This window comes from Mesorhizobium sp. M8A.F.Ca.ET.207.01.1.1 (assembly GCF_004794715.1).
Taxonomy (GTDB): Bacteria; Pseudomonadota; Alphaproteobacteria; order Rhizobiales; family Rhizobiaceae; genus Mesorhizobium.
The window spans coordinates 453068-470806 of the sequence record NZ_SRUS01000006.1 but is presented as its reverse complement, the minus strand read 5'-3'; the positions used below and the strand labels follow the sequence as shown (position 1 = coordinate 470806).

Annotated in this window: 18 protein-coding genes and 1 tRNA gene; 11 read left to right on the top strand and 8 right to left on the bottom strand. The window is 62.1% G+C overall.

The features are described 5' to 3' along the window. Positions 1-408 precede the first annotated feature (408 nt). On the top strand, positions 409-2301 hold the full coding sequence (locus EN850_RS20650; RefSeq protein ID WP_167531431.1) for an ABC transporter ATP-binding protein/permease: 1893 nt from the start codon (positions 409-411) through the stop codon (positions 2299-2301). A 270-nt stretch (positions 2302-2571) separates the two neighbouring features. Then, entirely contained in the window at positions 2572-3936 is a 1365-nt protein-coding gene (mgtE, locus tag EN850_RS20645) for a magnesium transporter (RefSeq protein ID WP_135880362.1), read from the top strand. A 56-nt stretch (positions 3937-3992) separates the two neighbouring features. Here mgtE and gor read toward each other — a convergent pair whose 3' ends face one another. From gor to rpiA, 3 genes are all read right to left on the bottom strand, one after another. Continuing rightward, complete coding sequence (gor, locus tag EN850_RS20640) at positions 3993-5384, bottom strand: glutathione-disulfide reductase (RefSeq protein ID WP_136092122.1); 1392 nt, start codon at positions 5382-5384, stop codon at positions 3993-3995. 119 nt (positions 5385-5503) lie between these two features. After that, the gene (locus tag EN850_RS20635; protein WP_136092121.1) at positions 5504-6130 is read right to left on the bottom strand and encodes a DUF2059 domain-containing protein; all 627 of its coding nucleotides are present in this window, start codon (positions 6128-6130) and stop codon (positions 5504-5506) included. Beyond that, positions 6117-6848 (bottom strand): ribose-5-phosphate isomerase RpiA, encoded by a 732-nt coding sequence (rpiA, locus tag EN850_RS20630; RefSeq protein ID WP_136092120.1) that lies wholly within the window; start codon positions 6846-6848, stop codon positions 6117-6119. Before rpiA ends, EN850_RS20635 begins: the two co-directional genes overlap by 14 nt. A gap of 248 nt (positions 6849-7096) precedes the next feature. Between rpiA and EN850_RS20625 the strand changes: the two genes are divergently transcribed. The 5 genes from EN850_RS20625 (at position 7097) to EN850_RS20605 (ending at position 9979) form a co-directional block, all read left to right on the top strand. Further along, entirely contained in the window at positions 7097-7780 is a 684-nt protein-coding gene (locus EN850_RS20625; RefSeq protein WP_127280103.1) for a phosphoglycolate phosphatase, read from the top strand. 137 nt (positions 7781-7917) lie between these two features. Next, a tRNA-Val gene (locus tag EN850_RS20620) sits at positions 7918-7992 on the top strand. A 272-nt stretch (positions 7993-8264) separates the two neighbouring features. Beyond that, the gene (locus tag EN850_RS20615) at positions 8265-8522 is read left to right on the top strand and encodes a PepSY domain-containing protein (RefSeq protein ID WP_127872441.1); all 258 of its coding nucleotides are present in this window, start codon (positions 8265-8267) and stop codon (positions 8520-8522) included. Between the two features lie 121 nt (positions 8523-8643). Next, entirely contained in the window at positions 8644-9387 is a 744-nt protein-coding gene (locus EN850_RS20610) for a lysozyme inhibitor LprI family protein (protein WP_136092119.1), read from the top strand. A gap of 115 nt (positions 9388-9502) precedes the next feature. After that, positions 9503-9979, top strand: coding sequence for a hypothetical protein (locus tag EN850_RS20605; protein WP_135880367.1), 477 nt, complete (start codon positions 9503-9505; stop codon positions 9977-9979). 3 nt (positions 9980-9982) lie between these two features. On the opposite strand, the gene EN850_RS20600 is transcribed toward EN850_RS20605, so the two are convergent. Then, positions 9983-11869 carry a murein L,D-transpeptidase gene (locus EN850_RS20600; protein ID WP_127872444.1) on the bottom strand — a complete coding sequence of 629 codons (1887 nt, stop codon included), beginning with the start codon at positions 11867-11869 and terminating at the stop codon, positions 9983-9985. A gap of 211 nt (positions 11870-12080) precedes the next feature. Then, positions 12081-12827: a 3-oxoacyl-ACP reductase family protein gene (locus tag EN850_RS20595; protein ID WP_136092118.1), complete on the bottom strand. Its 747-nt coding sequence runs from the start codon at positions 12825-12827 to the stop codon at positions 12081-12083. Positions 12828-12927: 100 nt separating this feature from the next. On the opposite strand from EN850_RS20595, the gene EN850_RS20590 reads away from it, so the two are divergent. After that, positions 12928-13542 carry a TetR/AcrR family transcriptional regulator gene (locus EN850_RS20590; protein WP_135864798.1) on the top strand — a complete coding sequence of 205 codons (615 nt, stop codon included), beginning with the start codon at positions 12928-12930 and terminating at the stop codon, positions 13540-13542. Between the two features lie 63 nt (positions 13543-13605). After that, entirely contained in the window at positions 13606-14004 is a 399-nt protein-coding gene (locus EN850_RS20585; RefSeq protein ID WP_135880369.1) for a rhodanese-like domain-containing protein, read from the top strand. 7 nt (positions 14005-14011) lie between these two features. Here EN850_RS20585 and EN850_RS20580 read toward each other — a convergent pair whose 3' ends face one another. Beyond that, a complete protein-coding gene (locus EN850_RS20580; protein WP_136092117.1) occupies positions 14012-14923 on the bottom strand; it encodes an alpha/beta fold hydrolase in 912 nt (303 codons plus the stop codon). Between the two features lie 47 nt (positions 14924-14970). On the opposite strand from EN850_RS20580, the gene EN850_RS20575 reads away from it, so the two are divergent. Then, positions 14971-15423, top strand: coding sequence for a MarR family transcriptional regulator (locus EN850_RS20575; protein ID WP_127279942.1), 453 nt, complete (start codon positions 14971-14973; stop codon positions 15421-15423). Positions 15424-15447: 24 nt separating this feature from the next. On the opposite strand, the gene EN850_RS20570 is transcribed toward EN850_RS20575, so the two are convergent. Then, a complete protein-coding gene (locus EN850_RS20570) occupies positions 15448-16059 on the bottom strand; it encodes a pyridoxamine 5'-phosphate oxidase family protein (RefSeq protein WP_127872449.1) in 612 nt (203 codons plus the stop codon). Positions 16060-16122: 63 nt separating this feature from the next. Then, positions 16123-16476 (bottom strand): DUF971 domain-containing protein, encoded by a 354-nt coding sequence (locus tag EN850_RS20565; RefSeq protein WP_135880371.1) that lies wholly within the window; start codon positions 16474-16476, stop codon positions 16123-16125. A gap of 192 nt (positions 16477-16668) precedes the next feature. Here EN850_RS20565 and moaA point away from each other — a divergent pair, with 192 nt between their 5' ends. Then, complete coding sequence (moaA, locus tag EN850_RS20560; protein ID WP_127279945.1) at positions 16669-17664, top strand: GTP 3',8-cyclase MoaA; 996 nt, start codon at positions 16669-16671, stop codon at positions 17662-17664. Positions 17665-17739: the final 75 nt, after the last annotated feature.

The following is a 17739-nucleotide window of genomic DNA, read 5'->3' as shown; positions in this document are numbered from 1 at the left end:
CGGCGTGTTTCGGGAATTCTGGTCAGTTCCCGATAAGAAACTCGGCCGGCCCAAACGATTTTTGAGTCACAAAACCGTGTCCGGAGCTTCCCTTGGGGAAGATTTGTCGCGGTAATTTATGCAGAGTCTAAAAGACTGAAATAAATAGAGATTTTCTGGTTATTGCCAGGCGTTCGGATGGCGATCCAGCCATCAATATGTTGCCTCAGGGCAACGGCTGCGGACGCAATCTCGCATGCCCGCTTTAAAAATTAATGGAAAATGATCAATTGGTGTTACCATCCGTAACAAAACAAAGAAGGTTTGGGCGGGATCGTGATTCGGATCGGCAGACGATCGCAAGAGTCAGTACCGGATGGACTACAAGGCGGTGCCTCAGGGCGGTCGCATCTGACGCCGGTATCCTCGATGCGCAATTTTTGGGGCCTCGTGCGAGCCTACTGGGTCTCGGACCGCTGGAAGGAAGCCTGGACGCTGACGCTGGTGATCGCGTTGCTCACCGCGCTGTCCAGCAAGGCCAGCGTGTGGTTCGCCATGGCTTCGGGCGAATTGGTGAATTCGATCGCCTTCCTGCACGATGCCGCCAACACTCGCCCGCTGGAGACAATCCTGACCAACGCCGGGGTGCTGGTGCTGCTGGTCCTGCTCAAGGATGCCGGCTTCACCGGTATACGCAATCTCGTCTCGGCAACCTTGCACCGCAAATGGCGTGGCTGGCTGAACGACCAATTCAACCAGGCCTTGCTCGACGGCAACCATACCCATTTCCATGCTCAACATGGTTCCGCGGACGGCGGCATCGTTGCGCCCGACAACGTTGACCAGCGCATCCAGGAATCGATCAAGGACATGACCGGCGGTGCGATCGGCCTCGCCATGGGCGTGTTGGGGCTGGCGACCTCGCTCTACTTTATCGGCCAGAACCTGTTGCAGTCGTCAGTTGAGGTCAAAGGTCTGGAGTTCCTTGGCAGCTATGGCAGCGCCGTTCTCGCCCTTCTTGCCGTTGCCACTTACGTGCCCCTAAACACCTGGATCGCCGTCAAGCTCGGCAGCCTGCTGGAACGTCTCAATATTCGCATGCAGAAGGCCGAGGGGAGCTATCGTAGCGAACTTACGACATTTCTGCGCCGCAGCTTCCATGTCGCCGCCTCACATGGCGAAGGCGTGCAGAAAGCGATGCACGACCGGCTCTATGTCGACATTGATCGTACCTGGGGACGGCTGAATGTCGTCAACACCAGCTATATGTCGTTCGAACTAATCTACAATTTCATCGGCGCCCGCATGGTAGCCTATGCTCCGGGCCTGGTGCCGTTCATCCACAGTCGCCTGGACTATAAAGGCTATATCACCGGCTCCGAAATGGTTGCCCAGCTCATCAGCCAGTGTTCGTGGTTCATCCATGTCATGCCCGCCATCGCCACGCTTCGCGCCAACAGCCAGCGTGTGACTGAGCTCGCCAACGCGATCGAGAATGTCCAGCACCCGCAGGAATTCTACAGCCAGAGCGGCCGTTCCGACTTCCACTACGCCAACCAGAATCCGGTTTTCGGCCTGACCATCCAGAAGCTGGAGTTGGCGCACCAGGGCGAGGACGCGACGCCATTCCTCAGTTCCGCCAACTTGCGCTTCCGGCGCGGCGAATGGACCTTCCTGAAAGGCGAATCCGGTTGCGGCAAGACCTCGCTGATCAAGGCGATCAACGGCTTATGGCCCTACGGCCGCGGCACCATCGTCTTCCCCGAGGGCGTGAAGAGTTTTTATGCCGCCCAGGAGGTCAAGCTGCCGCAGGTGTCGCTGAAACAGCTGGTCTGCCTGCCCGGCTCCGAGCGCGACCATGGCGATGCCCAGGTTGCGTCCGCGCTGCACAAGGCTGGCCTTGGCGATTTCATCGAACACATGGCCAATGAAAGCCGCGAGGGTAAAAGCTGGGATCAGGTTCTGTCGGGCGGCCAGAAGCAGAAGCTTGTGGTGGCTCGTATCATACTGCAGCAACCGGGGCTGCTGTTCCTCGACGAAGCGACCGGTGCTCTCGATCCTGACGGCAAGATTGCCTTCCACCAGGCCATCAAGGACAACTGCCCCGATGTGACGGTGATCAGTGTCATGCACGAAGCCGTGGCGCCGAGATCGGCTGCGGGGACCGAGTTCTACCACTCGATGGTCTTGATTGCCGACGGTGTCGCCACCAAGAAGCCGCTCGCCCCGAGCCTGCCCGTCGAACTCACCACGATCCTGGTCCAACCAAGGCCGGTCGAGGACAAATGGACGCGGTTCTCGCGCCGGCTGAAGCAGAAATAACGACGACGTAACGGGAACTTCCGCGTCAACCCGCGCGCCGTGATCACAGTCTCGCGATCAGGGCCGTTCGGGACTGTTTTCCCTCCTCACCGCGATTGACTCGGCAAGGCTCGCTCCTATGTTGCGCCGGCTTGCAGACAGTCAAAAGCGAACCCGCAAGCAGAAAGGTCACCGCGCCATGCCTGGCGATAGTCACAGTCGAACGCAACCGCCGTCCGCCTAGACGTGACCTGAATGGTTCACGTCCTGCCGGACGGCAAGGAGTGAACCATGAACGATTTTTTCCCCGTAGCGGACGATGAGGCCGTCGCCATCGCCCGCATCCTTGCCAACGACCACGTCGCCGACGTTGTCGAGGCGCTCAATCATGAAACGCGCGAAACCGCGACGGAGCTGCTTTGCGCCGTGCCCTTCGAACGGCTGGTCGAGATTTTCGACCAGCCTGAGCTCGAAAGCGCGCCCGAATTGGCGGAGGCCCTGCCGCGCCCCAAGGCGAGCAAGCTGCTCACCGCCATGTCCGTCGACCGCGCGGCCGACATTCTGCGCGAACTCGACGAGCCGGCACGCTCCGAACTGCTCGGCGCATTGGCCCCGCCACTGCGCGCGACCCTGCTTTCCATTCTGGGCTATCCCGAAGGCAGCGCCGCCTCGATCATGACGACGGAGTTCGTCAGCGTTCCCTCCGACTGGACCGTGGGGCGCACGCTCGATTACATCCGCAAGGTCGAGCGGACGCGCGAGACTATCTACGCAATCTACATCGTCGATCCGCAAACACACCTCCTGGTGCGGTCGACGGGCTTGCGGCGGCTCATCACCGGTGAGCCGGGCGACTCGATCCTGTCGGTTGCGCCCGACCGCATGCCGGTGACGGTCAGCCCGCTGACCGATCGCGAAAACCTGGCGCAGACGATCTCCAAATACGATCTGCTCGCCGTCCCGGTCGTCGACCACGGCAAGATCCTCGGCATCGTCACCATCGACGACATCATCGACACGATGATCGAGGAGACCACGGAGGACGTGCATCGGTTCGGCGGCATGGAGGCTCTGGACGAGCCGTATATGAAGATGAGCTTCCTCGCCATGATCAAGAAGCGTGGCGGCTGGCTCTGCGCGCTGTTCATCAGCGAGATGCTGACGGCCAATGCGATGCAAAGCTACGAGGGCGAGCTGGAGAAAGCGATCGTGTTGACGCTGTTCATCCCGCTGATCATGAGCTCCGGCGGCAATTCCGGCTCACAGGCTACCTCGTTGGTCATCCGGGCGCTGGCGTTGCGCGAGATCGGCCTTCGTGACTGGTGGCGGGTGGCGTTGCGCGAATTGCCCACCGGTCTCGTGCTCGGCGCCATGCTCGGCGTGGTCGGCGTCTGCCGGATCGCGCTCTGGCAATATATGGGCTTCTACGACTATGGCCCGCACTGGCCGCTGATTGCCGCAACGGTTGGTGCTGCACTGGTCGGCATCGTCACGTTCGGCTCGCTCTCGGGGTCGATGCTGCCTTTCGCCCTGAAACGGATCGGTTTCGACCCAGCCAGTGCGTCAGCGCCGTTCGTCGCCACGCTGGTCGATGTCACCGGACTGGTGATCTATTTCTCGGTGGCGCTCGTCATCCTGCGCGGCACGTTGCTATAGCGGTTTGACTGCCGCCGCCGGCCAGGGCTGGCGGCGGCGCGCCGGTAGGCGAGGCGTCAGATGCGCTCGCCGTCCTTCACCCGATAGGTCGGCTTGTACATGGTGACGAGCTCTTCTGCCGCGGTCGGATGCACGGCCATGGTGCGATCGAAATCGTCCTTGGTCAGCCCCGCCTTCAGTGGGATCCCGAGCAGCTGCGCCATTTCGCCGGCATCCGGCCCCAGTATGTGGGCGCCGAGAACCTTGCGCGAAGCGCCGTCGACGACCAGCTTGATCAGCATCTTTTCGTCACGGCCCGACAGCGTGTGCCGCATCGGCCGGAAGCTGGCGCGGTAGATTTCGATATCGGCGAAGCGCTTGATGGCTTCGTCCTCCGACAAGCCGACCGTGCCGATTTCCGGCTGCGAGAAGACGGCGGTCGCGATCGTGTCGTGATCGGGCGCGGTCGGATTGTTCTTGAACGCCGTTTCGACGAAGCACATGGCTTCGTGAATCGCCACCGGCGTCAGCTGGACGCGGTTGGTGACATCGCCGATCGCCCAGATATTGTCGATGTTGGTGCGGGAAAACCGGTCGACCTTGATCGCACCCGTCGCGGCGGTCATCTCGATGCCTACGCCTTCCAGGCCCATATTCTCGGTGTTGGGGATGCGGCCGATGGCCAGCATCACCTGGTCGACCGTTAGCACCTGCCCGCTCGTGAGCTGTGCGTCGAGCCGCCCGTCCGGCCGCTTGCTGACCGATTCGGAGACGGCATGGCAAAGGATTTTTATCCCCTTCTTTTCCATCGTCTCATGCAGCGTGCGCCGCAGGTCCATGTCGAAACGGCCAAGGATTTCCTTGCCGCGATAGACCAGCGTGGTGTCTACGCCGAAGCCGTGAAAGATGTTGGCGAACTCGACCGCGATATAGCCGCCGCCCTCTATCATGATCGCCTTCGGCAGCTCCTTGAGATCGAAAGCCTCGTTGGAAAAGATACAGTGTTCGTGGCCGGGCAGTGCCGGATGGGCAGCCGGACGGCCGCCGGTGGCGATCAGGATCTGATCGGCGGTGACGGTGCGGTCCTCGCCCAGGAGATGGATCACGTGCGGGTCGACGATCATCGCCCGCGAATGGAAGGTCTCGCCACCCGAGCCCTCGACATTCCTCTTGTAGATCGCTTCCAGGCGGCTGATCTCGCGGTCCTTGTTGGCGACCAGCGTTTGCCAGTCGAAGCTGGCTTCCGGCACCGTCCAGCCATAGCCGGCGGCGTCGGCAAAATGCTCGGGAAACTGCGAGGCATAGACATAGAGTTTCTTCGGCACGCAGCCCCTGATGACGCAGGTGCCACCGAAACGGTATTCTTCGGCGATACCGACGCGTTTGCCGAGTGCTGCCGCGACCCGCGCCGCCCTCACCCCGCCGGAGCCGCCGCCGATGACGAAGAGGTCGTAGTCGTAACCGGCCATGAAGCGGCTCCTTGAACGTCGAAAATGTGAGTGACAGGTAGGCCGCAAACCATCAAAAGAAAAGCCCGGACAGGCCGGGCTTTACAGATGGCCGCAAGGGCCGCGTTTGAAATGCAGGATCAGTTCTGCGTGCCGTCGGCGGGAGCCGATCCGTTCGCGGGGGCGGCGCCATCCGCCGGGGCCGCATTGTCTGCCGGTGCGGCGCCATCGGCGGGCGCGGGCGTAGGCGCAGCCACCGCCTTCGCTTTTGCCGCCGCCGCCAGAGTTTCGCCGACCTGCTGGGCAAGATCGCGGGCTACGCCGTTCTGCCAGATGTCGGCGGCCTTGACGAGGTCACGCGTCACGGTCGGGCCGCTGTCGAGCAGCTTCTTGCCGGACTCGGAACTGTAGAAGGCCGCGATGTCGGTGAGCTCCTTTTCGGAAAACACCTTCGCATAGGCAAGAGCCGCTTCCTTCTCGAGGTCCGCGCGGCGCGAGGCCAGCGCCAGCGCCTTCTCGTTTATCGTCTTGCCGATCAGCTCCTGCATGTCAGGGTTCTTCTGGATGAGCTGCGATTCGAGCGCCGCGGCGGCCTGCGGCAGGATGTTGTCGAACGGGTCGGTCGCGTGGATCGCGGCGACCGCGGCGCGTGCGGCCTTCAGATGCGATTCCGTGACGTCCTGCGCGAAGACAGGCGAGGAGAACGCGAAGACAGCCGAAGCCGCCACGAGAACTGAAAGACGGCGAACCCGGTTATGCAACATCATGATCGGTAGAACTCCCTGGTTTTCGGGCGGCATGGACGGTTTGGATACCGTCGCCGCCGGCGATGATGGCCGCTGACGCCAGCCCGATGAAAAGACCATGCTCGACCACGCCAGGAATGGCGTGGAGAGCATTCGAAAGCGCTCTTGTATCCGGAATGCGGCCAAAAGATGCATCGAGGATAAAATGGCCGCCGTCTGTAACAAAAGGCTGGCCTTCCGTCATCCTCAATGTCACCGGACCGGAAAGGCCGAGATTTCCGGCCACCACGGCCACGGCGATCTCGGTCGAGCGCAGGCCGAACTGATTGACTTCGATGGGAAGAGGAAACCGGCCGAGCGTCTCGACCATCTTCGAACGGTCGGCGATGACGATCATGCGCTGCGAAGCCGCGGCCACGATCTTCTCACGCAGCAGCGCACCGCCGCCGCCCTTGATCAATGTCAGCTCACCGTCGACCTCGTCGGCGCCGTCGACGGTGAGATCGAGCTCGGGTGTTTCCTCCAGCGTCGACAGCGGCACACCGAGTTCGCGGCACAGCGCGGCGGTGCGTTCCGAGGTCGGCACGCCGATAATGGTCATGCCTGAGGCAACCTTGTCGGCGAGCAGCCGCACGAATTCCTCGGCAGTGGTGCCGGTGCCGATGCCGAGCCGCATGCCGTCGGTGACATGGGCAAGAGCCGCCCGCGCGGCCTCGACCTTCAATTGCCTCGCATCCATGCTGCTTGCTGCCCCGAATCCTGATGCACGTCGCCCAACAGTGACCTCGGTTTGGGAACGACATGCATGAAACAAAACCCAAGGCGTGTCGCATGGGTCCGTTTCGATGCGACGCGCTTTGGCGTTTGGGCTCCTAGCATTTTTGCTGGCCGGGTCAAAGCCCTTGGCGGCTGCGCCACCAGTTTGCTTGCCTTAAAGCGTCGTAGCCGCTATCGCCTGCCGATGCGCAAACCTGCTCAGGATGGATCATGAGTCGCCCGATCATCGTGTTCGACCTCGACGGAACGCTGATTGACACGGCGCCGGACTTGCTCGACAGCCTCAACCACAGCCTGGCGGCCAGCGAACTGGCGGCCGTCGACGAAGCCGGCTTCAAACGCTTCGTCGGCCATGGCGGCCGGGTGATGATCGAACGGGCGCATGCCGCGCAGCAACGATCCCTCAAGGTTGAGGAGCACGACCGGCTGCTGAAACTGTTCCTTGATCACTACACCGACAACATTCCGGGCAAATCCCGCCCCTACCCCGGCGTGATCGAGGCGATTGCCCGCTTTGAGAAGGCCGGCTATCTGCTGGCCATCTGCACCAATAAATACGAAGCCAATTCGCTGGCGCTGATCGAGGCGCTCGGCCTGACCAGGCATTTCGCGGCAATTGCCGGACAGGATACGTTCGCGTTTCGCAAACCCGATCCGCGCCACCTGATCGAAACCATCAAACTGGCCGGTGGCGATCCGCACCGCGCCTTGATGGTCGGCGATTCGCAAACCGATATCGACACTGCCAAGGCCGCCGGCATTCCTGTCGTCGCCGTCGATTTCGGCTACACCGATCGTCATGTGCGCGAGTTCGAGCCCTCGGCGGTGATATCGCATTTTGATGCATTGACGCTCGATCTGGCACAAGGGCTGATCGGCGCCGCCGCACACTGAGCGCCGGGGACGAAATCTCTCCGGAACGGGTCAGCCGGGACCGCAAATCCGATCTGTGTGAGAACACCAGACACTGCCTTGACTTAACCGGCCGGCCTCCCTTATATCGCGGCTCGCTTGGCCTTCGGGCAACGAGCGGGCGATTAGCTCAGCGGGAGAGCACACCCTTCACACGGGTGGGGTCGCAGGTTCAATCCCTGCATCGCCCACCATCCAACCTGAAGAAATCGTTGGATGTTCGGCCGCAATCAAATTCTCTTGAAAGCTTACTGGCGCGTAGGACAAGGCTTACTGGGACGTAAGCAAATGTAGGCCAGTGCAAAATCATGGTCGGAAACTCGACGTTCCAAGTCGTCCGAAAACACGACGGGTTTAGATGTCTTTCGTCGGCGCGGTCACGCTTCTTTTGGGCCAACAGTTCCCTGCCTCCGGAACCAACCAATACACCAGCGAGTTTCCCTCCGTCGAAACCTGAGGGAAAACCATGTCCAGATTGCTGCTGGCGACCAGCGTCGCCGTTCTTCTTACCAGCGGATCGGCCTTTGCCGCGGATGAAGCTCCCCTGCCGCCACCCAATGCCAAGAAGCTGTCGGAGATCATCGCGAAGGTCGAGCAACGCGACGGTTTTCGCTACGTGAAAGAAGTCGATTGGGACAAAGACGGCTACACCGTCACCTACTATACCTCGGACAAGGCAAAGGTCGAAATCGACTTCGATCCTGTGACGGCCGAACCAAAATAAGGTTCGCAGGGACCTCGTCGCCAATGCGCTGCCTCCGAGCACTCTCAGCGACGAAACGCGCGCCCACATTGTCCATCCTAGGGTATGTTATGCCTTGGACAAACCTGTTGGCTTGGGGGCTATGATGCGATGTTTCGCTGGAACCTATTTTCTGTCTGTACTCGCCATCATCCCAGCCGACGGCTTCCTTGCCGTTTCTCCCGCGCGAGCCGATGGCCCGTCCTTCGACTGCGCCAAGGTTGCAGTGCCCGCGGAAAAAGCGATCTGTGCCGACCCGCGGCTGTCGGCGATCGATCTGCTGGTTTCGAAGGCGTTCAAGGGATTCGAGCCGGCGTTCGGCGGCGACAAGCGCAGGATTGCCCGCGGGCTGATCGCCGACCGCAATGCCTGCGAGAGCGATACGGCCTGTATCGTCAGCGCCCTCAACAACGCCTTGCAGACCTATGGCAATGCGCCTTCCTGGATCCAGGACTACAACATCGCGCTGATTGGCAAGAAGGCGCTCGAAGCCGCCGGGCGAAACCCCGGGCACGTCGATCAGCCCCTGCCTTCGGCTATCGGCCAATGCGCATCGACGCACATCAAGACGCTTAGCGCCCGGCTCGGCGACGATCCGCTGGAAACGGCCAGTCCCGAAGCGGGCAGCGCGACCACGTTCACCAATGGCGGCGGGGCTGTCTCCTATGATCGCGAGGCCGGCTTGGCCGCCTCGAAGGTTGGAGAACCGGTCGTCATATGCCTGATCTCGATTCCCAGGGACTGCCCCAAGGACGACGACCGTGGCCGGGTCTATTATTCCGTCGACCTCGTCTCGAAAGGCTCCTGGGCTCTGCCGGATTCGCAGCATATGTGCGGCGGCGCCTGAACGGCGGGTTTCGTCCGTCCGCGTCGGGCCAAGACGCTGACAGTCTCTGTCTCCCCTTGCGTCAATTCGCCATTGATGGCTGATTGTGGAGTGACCGGGCTTCACGGGGGTGGGCATGTCGACTGCGAAGCACTTGATGAAGCGCGTCCTGATGATGCTCGCCGGCTATTTTGTCGCGATACTGGTTGGCCTGATCGCCGTGGTGGCGATCTATGCCGCGTTGAGCGCCCTGCCCAACGCGCCGGCCTATTTCGACCTCATGGGCGTCTCGCCGATCGCGGCCTTTGTGGTGCCGCCGCTCGGCATGTTCATCTATTTCCTGACGGTTGTGGTGACAGCGCCGCAGACGCTGATTTTCGCGCTGATCGCCGAGTTCTTCTCCCTGCGCAGCGTCCTGCTGCACATGTTCTTCGGCGCCGCGGCGGCCGCCGGCGGCTTCTTCCTGATCTGGCCGAGCGCGGCGGAAGACGTGGATCTGGAGCGCTGGGCCGACATCGGCATCATAGCCGCCGCTGGTCTTGTGGCCGGGCTGGTCTATTGGCTGATCGCCGGGCGCGACGCCGGTTTCCGGCGCCCGCTGTCGGAGCGTTGACTGTTAGCTCGACGGTGAGCGCACCGCCTCGGTCGCGTCCAGGGCCTGCTTCAGCCGCGAGTCGCGGTCATAGACGTCGCTGAAATACTCGACCTTGCCGGACATGTCGGGCCATGCCGTGAAATAGGCGACATAGACCGGGATCTTGCGCGTCACATCCTCGGTCGAGTGTCCGTGCTTCAGCTTCTCCGCGATATAATCGACAGAGGTGCCAAGCACCGCCGCTGCCATTCCTCGCGGATCCTGCAGGCGTACACAGCCATGGCTGAGCGCGCGCATGTCCTGCTTGAAGAATGATTTCTGGGGCGTGTCATGCATGTAGATCGCATGCTTGTTGGGGAACAGGATCTTCAATTCTCCCAGCGCATTGGCCTCGCTCGGCTGCTGGCGCACGCTGTAGGGAATGTTGGCGCCATAATCGCCCCAGTTGATCGCCGACGACGGAATGCGCTTGCCGCGTGAATCCGTCACCTCATAGCCGGCACGGTCGAGATAGCCGGGATCGCCACGCAATCTCGGCAGCATTTCGTTGACGATGATCGACTGCGGCACGCCCCAGTAGGGATGGAAATCGACCTGCTTGATCTGGTCGTAGAAGAAGGCCGTCTGGTTGGTGACACGGCCGACGACGGCGCGTGTCTTCAGCTTTTCCTGGCCGTCGTCAATGTAGCTTGCGGTGAAGGCGGGCTGGTTGATGAAAACACGCGGACTGCCGAGATCGGAAGGCAGCCAGCGCAGTTCCTCCAGCGCCACCTGAACCTTGAGCAGCCTGTCGGCCTTCGACGTCCCCGCCAGCAAGGCGACGGTGCGCGGTCCAATGACGCCGTCGCCCTTCATGCCCTCCTTCTGCTGCACCGCCTTGATCAGCGGGACAAGTTCGGGAACATAGACTTCGCTGGTTGCCAGCCGCGACAGCACCTCGCCATAGGTGCCGCCCATCTCGTCATCGAGATTGCGCGCGATCAGCGACAGGAGCTTCGGCAGTTCGGGGCTGGTTTCGCCCGGCTTCAGCAGCAGTTTCGGATCGACGACGATCTCGTTCTCGGCGCTCGCCTGCAGTGATTCCAGTTCGACGCGCAGCGCCTGGTACTCCGCATTCTGCGGATGGCGCGATTCGAGGTAGGTGCGAACTTCCTGTGTATGCGCCAGTGTTTTCAGCACGCCCACCATGTCGAGCGGCTTGGCCGGGAAATCGTAGTAGCCGGTCATGCGGTTGGGCTCGACACGGCCGCTCTGGGCGTCATGGGCGTAACGCAGGACACGCGCGGAAAGCGCCATCTCGAAACGGACGAGTTCCTTCAACTTGGCTGCGTCGTCCGCCGAGGTCGAACCGAGCGCTGGCACATCGACCGTGTAGTCGGCGGGCGTGAGGCCGTAGCTGGCAGCCTCGCCAAGCACCCGCACGGCATCTTGCGCACGGTTGTTGGGGCTTGTCCCGCCTACCCAAATGAAATCCGGGTTGGCAGAGTAGTAGGCGATCAGCGCCTTGGCGATGTCGGGCTCGGCATAGAGTTCGTAGTCGCTGAGGCCGGCAATGGCATCGTGGAAAGCAGCACCCGTGGCCGAGGGAACGAAAGCGGCATCTTGCGGCGCCGCCGGCTGCGGCGCGGTGGCCAGCGTCGAGAAGTCGACGCGCACCAGTCTGTCGGCCTTGTAAGTATAGTAGGACGGACTGCTGATCCTCGCACCGCCGCCGTCGCCACCGGCCGGCGCCTTCGGCTTGTGCTTTGGCGGAGGAGGCGGAAACTCGCCGTTCGGCTCATGCCTGATGCCGCCGCCGAACAGCATGTCGAAAAGCCCTTGGGCACCTGCCTGAGGCGTGCCGAAAGCCAGCGTCGCCGTAATCGCCACCAGCGGCATCACGGTTGCTTTTTTACCGAGGAAGTTCATGGATCACCCGCTCCGGCCGCAACCGGTTCCCGTTCCGCACGCTAGACCGTCCCGCTAACCGCATGGCGGATGTAAGGCGCGACTATACCGATTCATACCGATTTCGTTAAGCTTTCATAAATTTCGGCGGGCCTGTTGCAGAACGGTTTCACAAGATCGTGACGGCCGGGGCGACCTTTGGGTCGCCCCGGCCGCGGGGATCCCTGCGTCTTCAGGCGTTTGCGCCACCGTCGATGGTCAGCGCGGCTCCGGTGACGAAACGGCCCTCTGGACCTGCGAGCCAGGCAACCATGCCGGCGATGTCCTCCGCCTTGCCGAATCGCGGAGTTGCCATCTTCTTTCGCTGATGTTCGGCATGCGGGCCGTCGGCCGGGTTCATGTCGGTATCCGTCGAGCCGGGATGGACGACATTGGCGGTGATGCCGCGTGGCCCGAGGTCGCGGGCCAATGCCTTGGTCAGGCCGACCAGCGCCGCCTTGCTGGTCGAGTAGGCTCCCAGGTTGGTGTCGGTGACCCGTTCGGCCAGATTGCTGCCGATCGAGATGATCCTGCCGCCCTCGCCCATGTGTCTTGCCGCCGCTTTCGAGGCGATGAACGGCGCCCTCAGATTGACCGACATGGTTTCGTCGAAATCGGCAAGCGACAGCATATCGATGGGTGCGGCGCGCCAGATGCCGGCACTGTTGACCAGGATGTCGAGCCGGCCGAAGGCGGTCATCGCATCGACAACCGCCTGGTCTATGGCTTCGGCGTCGCGGTTGTCGGCCTTGATCGCGATCGCGCGACCGCCCTTGGTCTCTATCTCGGCGACGACCGAGCGGGCCTGGTCCTCGCCATGCACATAGGTCAGCGCGACATCGGCCCCCTCCGCCGCGAGCCTTCGCGCGATTGCCGCGCCGATGCCGCGGCTGCCTCCGGTGACGAGTGCCGCCTTGCCGTTCAAATTCCTGGATGCCATCGGTTTCTCCATTTATGTAGTGATTGATACATAAATATCTGCCAGCCTTGCCTGATTGCGTCAACTCATTTATGTATCGATCAACACAGAAATGAACGTCATGTCGGAAAGAGGCCGTCCCCGCACCTTCGATCGAAACGCGGCCCTGCGGCGCGCGATGGATGTGTTCTGGGCCAAGGGCTATGAAGGCGCGTCGATCAGCGACCTCGCGGCGGCGATGGGCATCAATTCGCCGAGCCTCTATGCCGCCTACGGCAGCAAGGAAGCCTTGTTCCTCGAGGCGACGGATCTCTATTCCCGCGTGGAAGGTGCCGATATCTGGCTCGCGCTCGAAGAGGCGCCAACGGCGCGCCTTGCGATCGAGCGGTTCCTGCGTCGGACCGCAAAGGCCTATTCGCAGACCGATCGCCCGCAGGGCTGCCTGATCGCGCTGGGTGCGCTGCACGAAGATTCGAGCCGGGGCGCGATCTGCGCGGATTTGCGGCGCCGCCGCGCCGAGAATCTAACCGCCCTGAAGAAGCGTCTCGAGCGCGGCGTGGCCGAGGGTGAACTGCCTGCCGACTTCAATTGCCGTGCCGCCGCGACCTTTTTTGCAACGGTCCAGCACGGCATGTCGATCCAGGCGCGCGACGGTGCTTCCCGTGCCGCCCTGCTGGCGACGGTGGCCGGGGCAATGGCCGCCTGGAAGACCATGGCCGACACCGCCGAGGCGTGACAAACACCGTTCGTTGTGCTCGAAATTCGACTTGCCAGCAAACCTGCGGCCGGGAGGGACGACGTGAAAAAAGGGTATCGCGAACTGCTGGATGAGGCCAACGCCGAGATCGAAGTGGTTTCGCCCGAGGAAGCGGCAGGACTGCTTGAAGACGAAAGCACCATTTTCGTCGATCTCCGCGACCCTCGAGAGATCGAACGTGACGGCAGAATACCCGGAGCCAAGCATGTCACCCGTGGCATGCTGGAGTTCTGGATCGATCCCGAAAGTCCCTACCACAAGCCCTTCTTCGCTTCCGGAAAAAGCTTCGTCTTCTTCTGTGCCGGCGGCTGGCGTTCGGCGCTGGCCACCAAAACGGCGCAAGACATGGGGCTTTCGCCGGTCAAGCATATTCTCGGCGGCTACACGGCCTGGAAGGCAGCCGGATTGCCCGTAGAGCCCGGGGAAAAGAAGAAAGCCTGAATGCCGCTCAGTGGGCCAGCGACGCCCCGCGCTGCGTGGTCACGAAGCCGACGGCGCGTTCGACCACGCCCTTGTCGGCCAGAATGCGGCGATGGCCAAGCCCATCGGCCCAGTGAAGCCGCACATGGTCGCCTGCGCCAGCATAGCGTCGTGCGTGTTCAGCCGGCACTTCACGGTCATCGGGGGCATGAATGACCAGCGTCGGCACGGGCGCCTGGGCGAGCTGGCGGTCACCGGTGAATTCATGCAATGGCCGGCCAGAGAGATATTCAACACGGTCGGCCATGGCGATCTGCGAGCGGGGACCGACATTAAGCATGCGGCTGAAGTCGGCGAAGATTGCCGGCAGCGAGCTCGGTGCCGCGATCAGCACGAGGCGTGCGGCCGCCAGCGGCGGGATATCCTTGACGGAACCGGCAACGGCGTTGGTGGCGACGGCGCCGCCGAAGGAATGGCCGACGGCGGCCACGAACGGCCCGAACCATTCACCGGCCACTCTGGCGGCTTCGACGGCGTTGACCATGTTCAGGTGCCTGCCCTGCGAATGGCCGTGACCGGGAAGGTCGAGCGAGACGACCCTATAGCCGGCAGCGCGAAAACCTTCGATCAGGGCGCGCATATATTCGGTGCGCGAGCGCCAGCCATGGATGACAAGGACGCTGCCGGCAGGCTCGCGACCGGGCTCGGGACGAAATTCATGAACCATGACGCAGCCGGTCGCGGTTTTCAGCCGGTGATGCCGCGCCTCGGCCATGAACTCCGCGGCGCGGTCGATGGCGCGGCGCTCGCCGTCAGTCAATGTCCTGGTGCTTGGCGTACGGCAGAACAATTCGAAAGCCGCGCGTCCGGTGATGCGCGGCGCGACATGTTCGGCCGCACCAAACACACCGCGGATGACCTTCAGCCCGAATGATGCCATAGTCAGAATCCATCCATACGTTCAAGCATGAACATAATAGTTCAAAGATGAACAATAAACAAGAGCTACCCTGGGACAACCCGCGTTTTCGCAACTGGGTCGCGGTGGCGCGCGCGTGCCATGTGCTGGAGCGCACGCTGGCGGTGAAACTCGCGCCGCTCGACCTGAAGCCAGCGCAACTCGACGTGCTGATGAACCTCTATCGCCATCCCGGCATGTCGCAGCACGACCTTGCCCGCAAGCTGCTCGTCGGCCGCTCCAACATCACCATGCTGTTGCCGCAGCTCGAGGCGCGTGGCCTACTGCGGCGGGAAGGCGATGAGAAGGACAAGCGCATCTTGCGGCTTACGCTGACCGAAGGCGGCGAGGCGCTGCTGATGCAGGCGCTGAAAGTGCATATGGCGCTGATCGAGAAGGCGATGAGCCAGTCGACGCCGGAACAATGCGACATGATCGGCGAGCAGATGCGCAAGATCTATGACGTGCTGAACGAGGCGTGATCGGCCTTTCCGCCCCTCAACTCACTACCACATCGATTTTTTAGCCCGCTCCGGCCATTCCCTGTCGTAGGTTTCGCCGTCGATATTCTTGCGGCTGGTGATTTCCAGGATCTTTCCGGGTGTCGGCAGCGATTTCGGATCGACATGCCTCTCCGGATTCCACAGTTCCGACCGCACGATCGCCCGGGCGCACTGGAAATAGACCGAATCGACATCGATCACCGTGACCGAACGCGCCGGCTTGCCGTCGACCATGAACGACGCACACGACGCCGCATCCGTGGTGATATGCGCCCGGCCATTGACGCGCAGCGTCGTGCCGGAGCCCGGCACCAGGAACAGCAGGCCGACGCGCGGGTCGCGGATGATGTTCTTCAACGAATCGGCACGGTTGTTGCCGCGCCGGTCCGGCATCATCAGCGTTTTCGCATCGACGATACGCACGAAACCCGCGAGATCGCCGCGCGGCGAACAGTCCAGCCCCTCTGGGCCGCTGGTCGCGAGAGCGACGAAGGGGGACGCTTCGATAAAGGCGGCGTATTCGGGAATGACATGGTCGAGTTCCTTGACCACGGAGGCTTCGCCGGGCAGTCCGTAAAGGGCTTCGAGTTGTTCGATTGTGGTGATGACCGACATTTTCCGTCTCCCGATCCGCCGCCCCTACTCCCGACACGTGACGTTTTGACGACGCAATGGCGGCTAACGATCGCGGCTCAGGCCCTTCTCGGCGAGTTCCGCGAGATAGACGCTCCAGCGTGCGTCCTTCTCGTGGCCGAGCGTGTGCAGGTAATTCCAGGTGAAGATGCCGGTGTCATGGAAATCATCGAAGGTGATGCGCACGGCGTAATTGCCGACCGGTTCGATCTTCAGGATGGCCACATTGCGTTTGCCGGGAACCGTCACCCTTTGTTCCGGCGAATGACCCTGCACTTCCGCGGAAGGCGACGCCACGCGCAGCAACTCCGCCGGCAGCTCGAACGGCTGGTGGCCCGGAAACGTCACGGTGAGCACCTTGCGGTCCTTCGAGACCCTCAGTTCTTTCGGCGCCGTCATGGTCGATCCTGCTTGAATTCCCCTTCCCTACGCTGCTTCGCTCCGTACGCAAAGGCGTCAACGGCGTCCGACACGCAATGTCGGTCGGGGAATGTTACCAAAGATCAAGGCAAGCTATCTTGAATGGCGGGCTGGATCGTATCACATAGCTGTATATAACGACGCCGTTAACGGCCACGGAAACGCTCGAACATGAACATGATCGACCCCTTCGGTCGCACGATCAGCTATCTCAGAGTGTCGGTCACCGACCGCTGCGATTTCCGCTGCACCTATTGCATGGCCGAGGATATGGCCTTCCTGCCCAAGAAGGACCTGTTGTCGCTGGAAGAACTCGACCGGCTCTGCACCGTGTTCATCGAAAAGGGTGTCAAGCGGTTGCGCCTCACCGGGGGTGAGCCGCTGGTGCGCAAGAACATCATGCACTTGGTGCGCCAGCTTTCGCGGCACCTTGAAAGCGGCGCGCTGGAAGAGCTGACGCTGACGACCAACGGCTCGCAGCTTTCGCGCTTCGCCGCCGAACTCGCCGATCGTGGTGTCAAGCGCATCAACGTTTCGCTCGACACGCTCGATGCCGACAAATTCCACGCCATCACTCGCTGGGGCAATCTCGGCAAGGTCATGGCCGGCATCGACGCGGCTCAGGCGGCCGGATTGAAAGTCAAGCTCAATGCGGTGGCGTTGAAGGATTTCAACGACGTCGAACTGCCCGAGATGATGCGCTGGGCGCATGGCCGCGGCATGGACCTGACCGTCATCGAGACCATGCCGATGGGCGAGATCGACGCCGACCGCACCGACCAGTATCTGCCGCTGTCGCTGCTGCGCGCTTCGCTTGAGCGCCAGTTCACGCTGACAGATATCCCCTTCAAGACCGGTGGCCCGGCCCGTTATGTCCATGTCGCCGAGACCGGCGGAAAACTCGGCTTCATCACGCCGATGACGCATAATTTCTGCGAAAGCTGCAACCGGGTCAGGCTGACCTGCACGGGCACGCTCTATATGTGCCTTGGCCAGGAGGATGCGGCCGATCTGCGCGCGCCGTTGCGCGCGTCCGAAGGCAACGAACTTGTCGCTGACGCCATAGACGAAGCCATCGGCCGCAAGCCGAAAGGTCATGACTTCATCATCGACCGCCGCACCAGCCGCCCTTCGGTGTCACGCCATATGAGTGTCACGGGCGGCTGACCTTCTCGTCTGTCTGTGCAAGAATTGCCCCGCAATCATCGGCTTCGGGTCAGACATGCGGTGGCTCTATTCAAT

Coding starts and splice junctions, on each gene's coding strand:
- EN850_RS20635 (WP_136092121.1), bottom strand. CDS start 6,130: ATGATGTTGCATAACCGGGTTCGCCGTCTTTCAGTTCTCGTGGCGGCT.
- mgtE (WP_135880362.1), top strand. CDS start 2,572: ATGAACGATTTTTTCCCCGTAGCGGACGATGAGGCCGTCGCCATCGCC.
- moaA (WP_127279945.1), top strand. CDS start 16,669: ATGAACATGATCGACCCCTTCGGTCGCACGATCAGCTATCTCAGAGTG.
- EN850_RS20605 (WP_135880367.1), top strand. CDS start 9,503: ATGTCGACTGCGAAGCACTTGATGAAGCGCGTCCTGATGATGCTCGCC.
- EN850_RS20595 (WP_136092118.1), bottom strand. CDS start 12,827: ATGGCATCCAGGAATTTGAACGGCAAGGCGGCACTCGTCACCGGAGGC.
- EN850_RS20610 (WP_136092119.1), top strand. CDS start 8,644: ATGATGCGATGTTTCGCTGGAACCTATTTTCTGTCTGTACTCGCCATC.
- EN850_RS20600 (WP_127872444.1), bottom strand. CDS start 11,869: ATGAACTTCCTCGGTAAAAAAGCAACCGTGATGCCGCTGGTGGCGATT.
- EN850_RS20650 (WP_167531431.1), top strand. CDS start 409: ATGCGCAATTTTTGGGGCCTCGTGCGAGCCTACTGGGTCTCGGACCGC.
- EN850_RS20590 (WP_135864798.1), top strand. CDS start 12,928: ATGTCGGAAAGAGGCCGTCCCCGCACCTTCGATCGAAACGCGGCCCTG.
- gor (WP_136092122.1), bottom strand. CDS start 5,384: ATGGCCGGTTACGACTACGACCTCTTCGTCATCGGCGGCGGCTCCGGC.
- EN850_RS20570 (WP_127872449.1), bottom strand. CDS start 16,059: ATGTCGGTCATCACCACAATCGAACAACTCGAAGCCCTTTACGGACTG.
- EN850_RS20580 (WP_136092117.1), bottom strand. CDS start 14,923: ATGGCATCATTCGGGCTGAAGGTCATCCGCGGTGTGTTTGGTGCGGCC.
- EN850_RS20615 (WP_127872441.1), top strand. CDS start 8,265: ATGTCCAGATTGCTGCTGGCGACCAGCGTCGCCGTTCTTCTTACCAGC.
- rpiA (WP_136092120.1), bottom strand. CDS start 6,848: ATGGATGCGAGGCAATTGAAGGTCGAGGCCGCGCGGGCGGCTCTTGCC.
- EN850_RS20575 (WP_127279942.1), top strand. CDS start 14,971: ATGAACAATAAACAAGAGCTACCCTGGGACAACCCGCGTTTTCGCAAC.
- EN850_RS20565 (WP_135880371.1), bottom strand. CDS start 16,476: ATGACGGCGCCGAAAGAACTGAGGGTCTCGAAGGACCGCAAGGTGCTC.
- EN850_RS20625 (WP_127280103.1), top strand. CDS start 7,097: ATGAGTCGCCCGATCATCGTGTTCGACCTCGACGGAACGCTGATTGAC.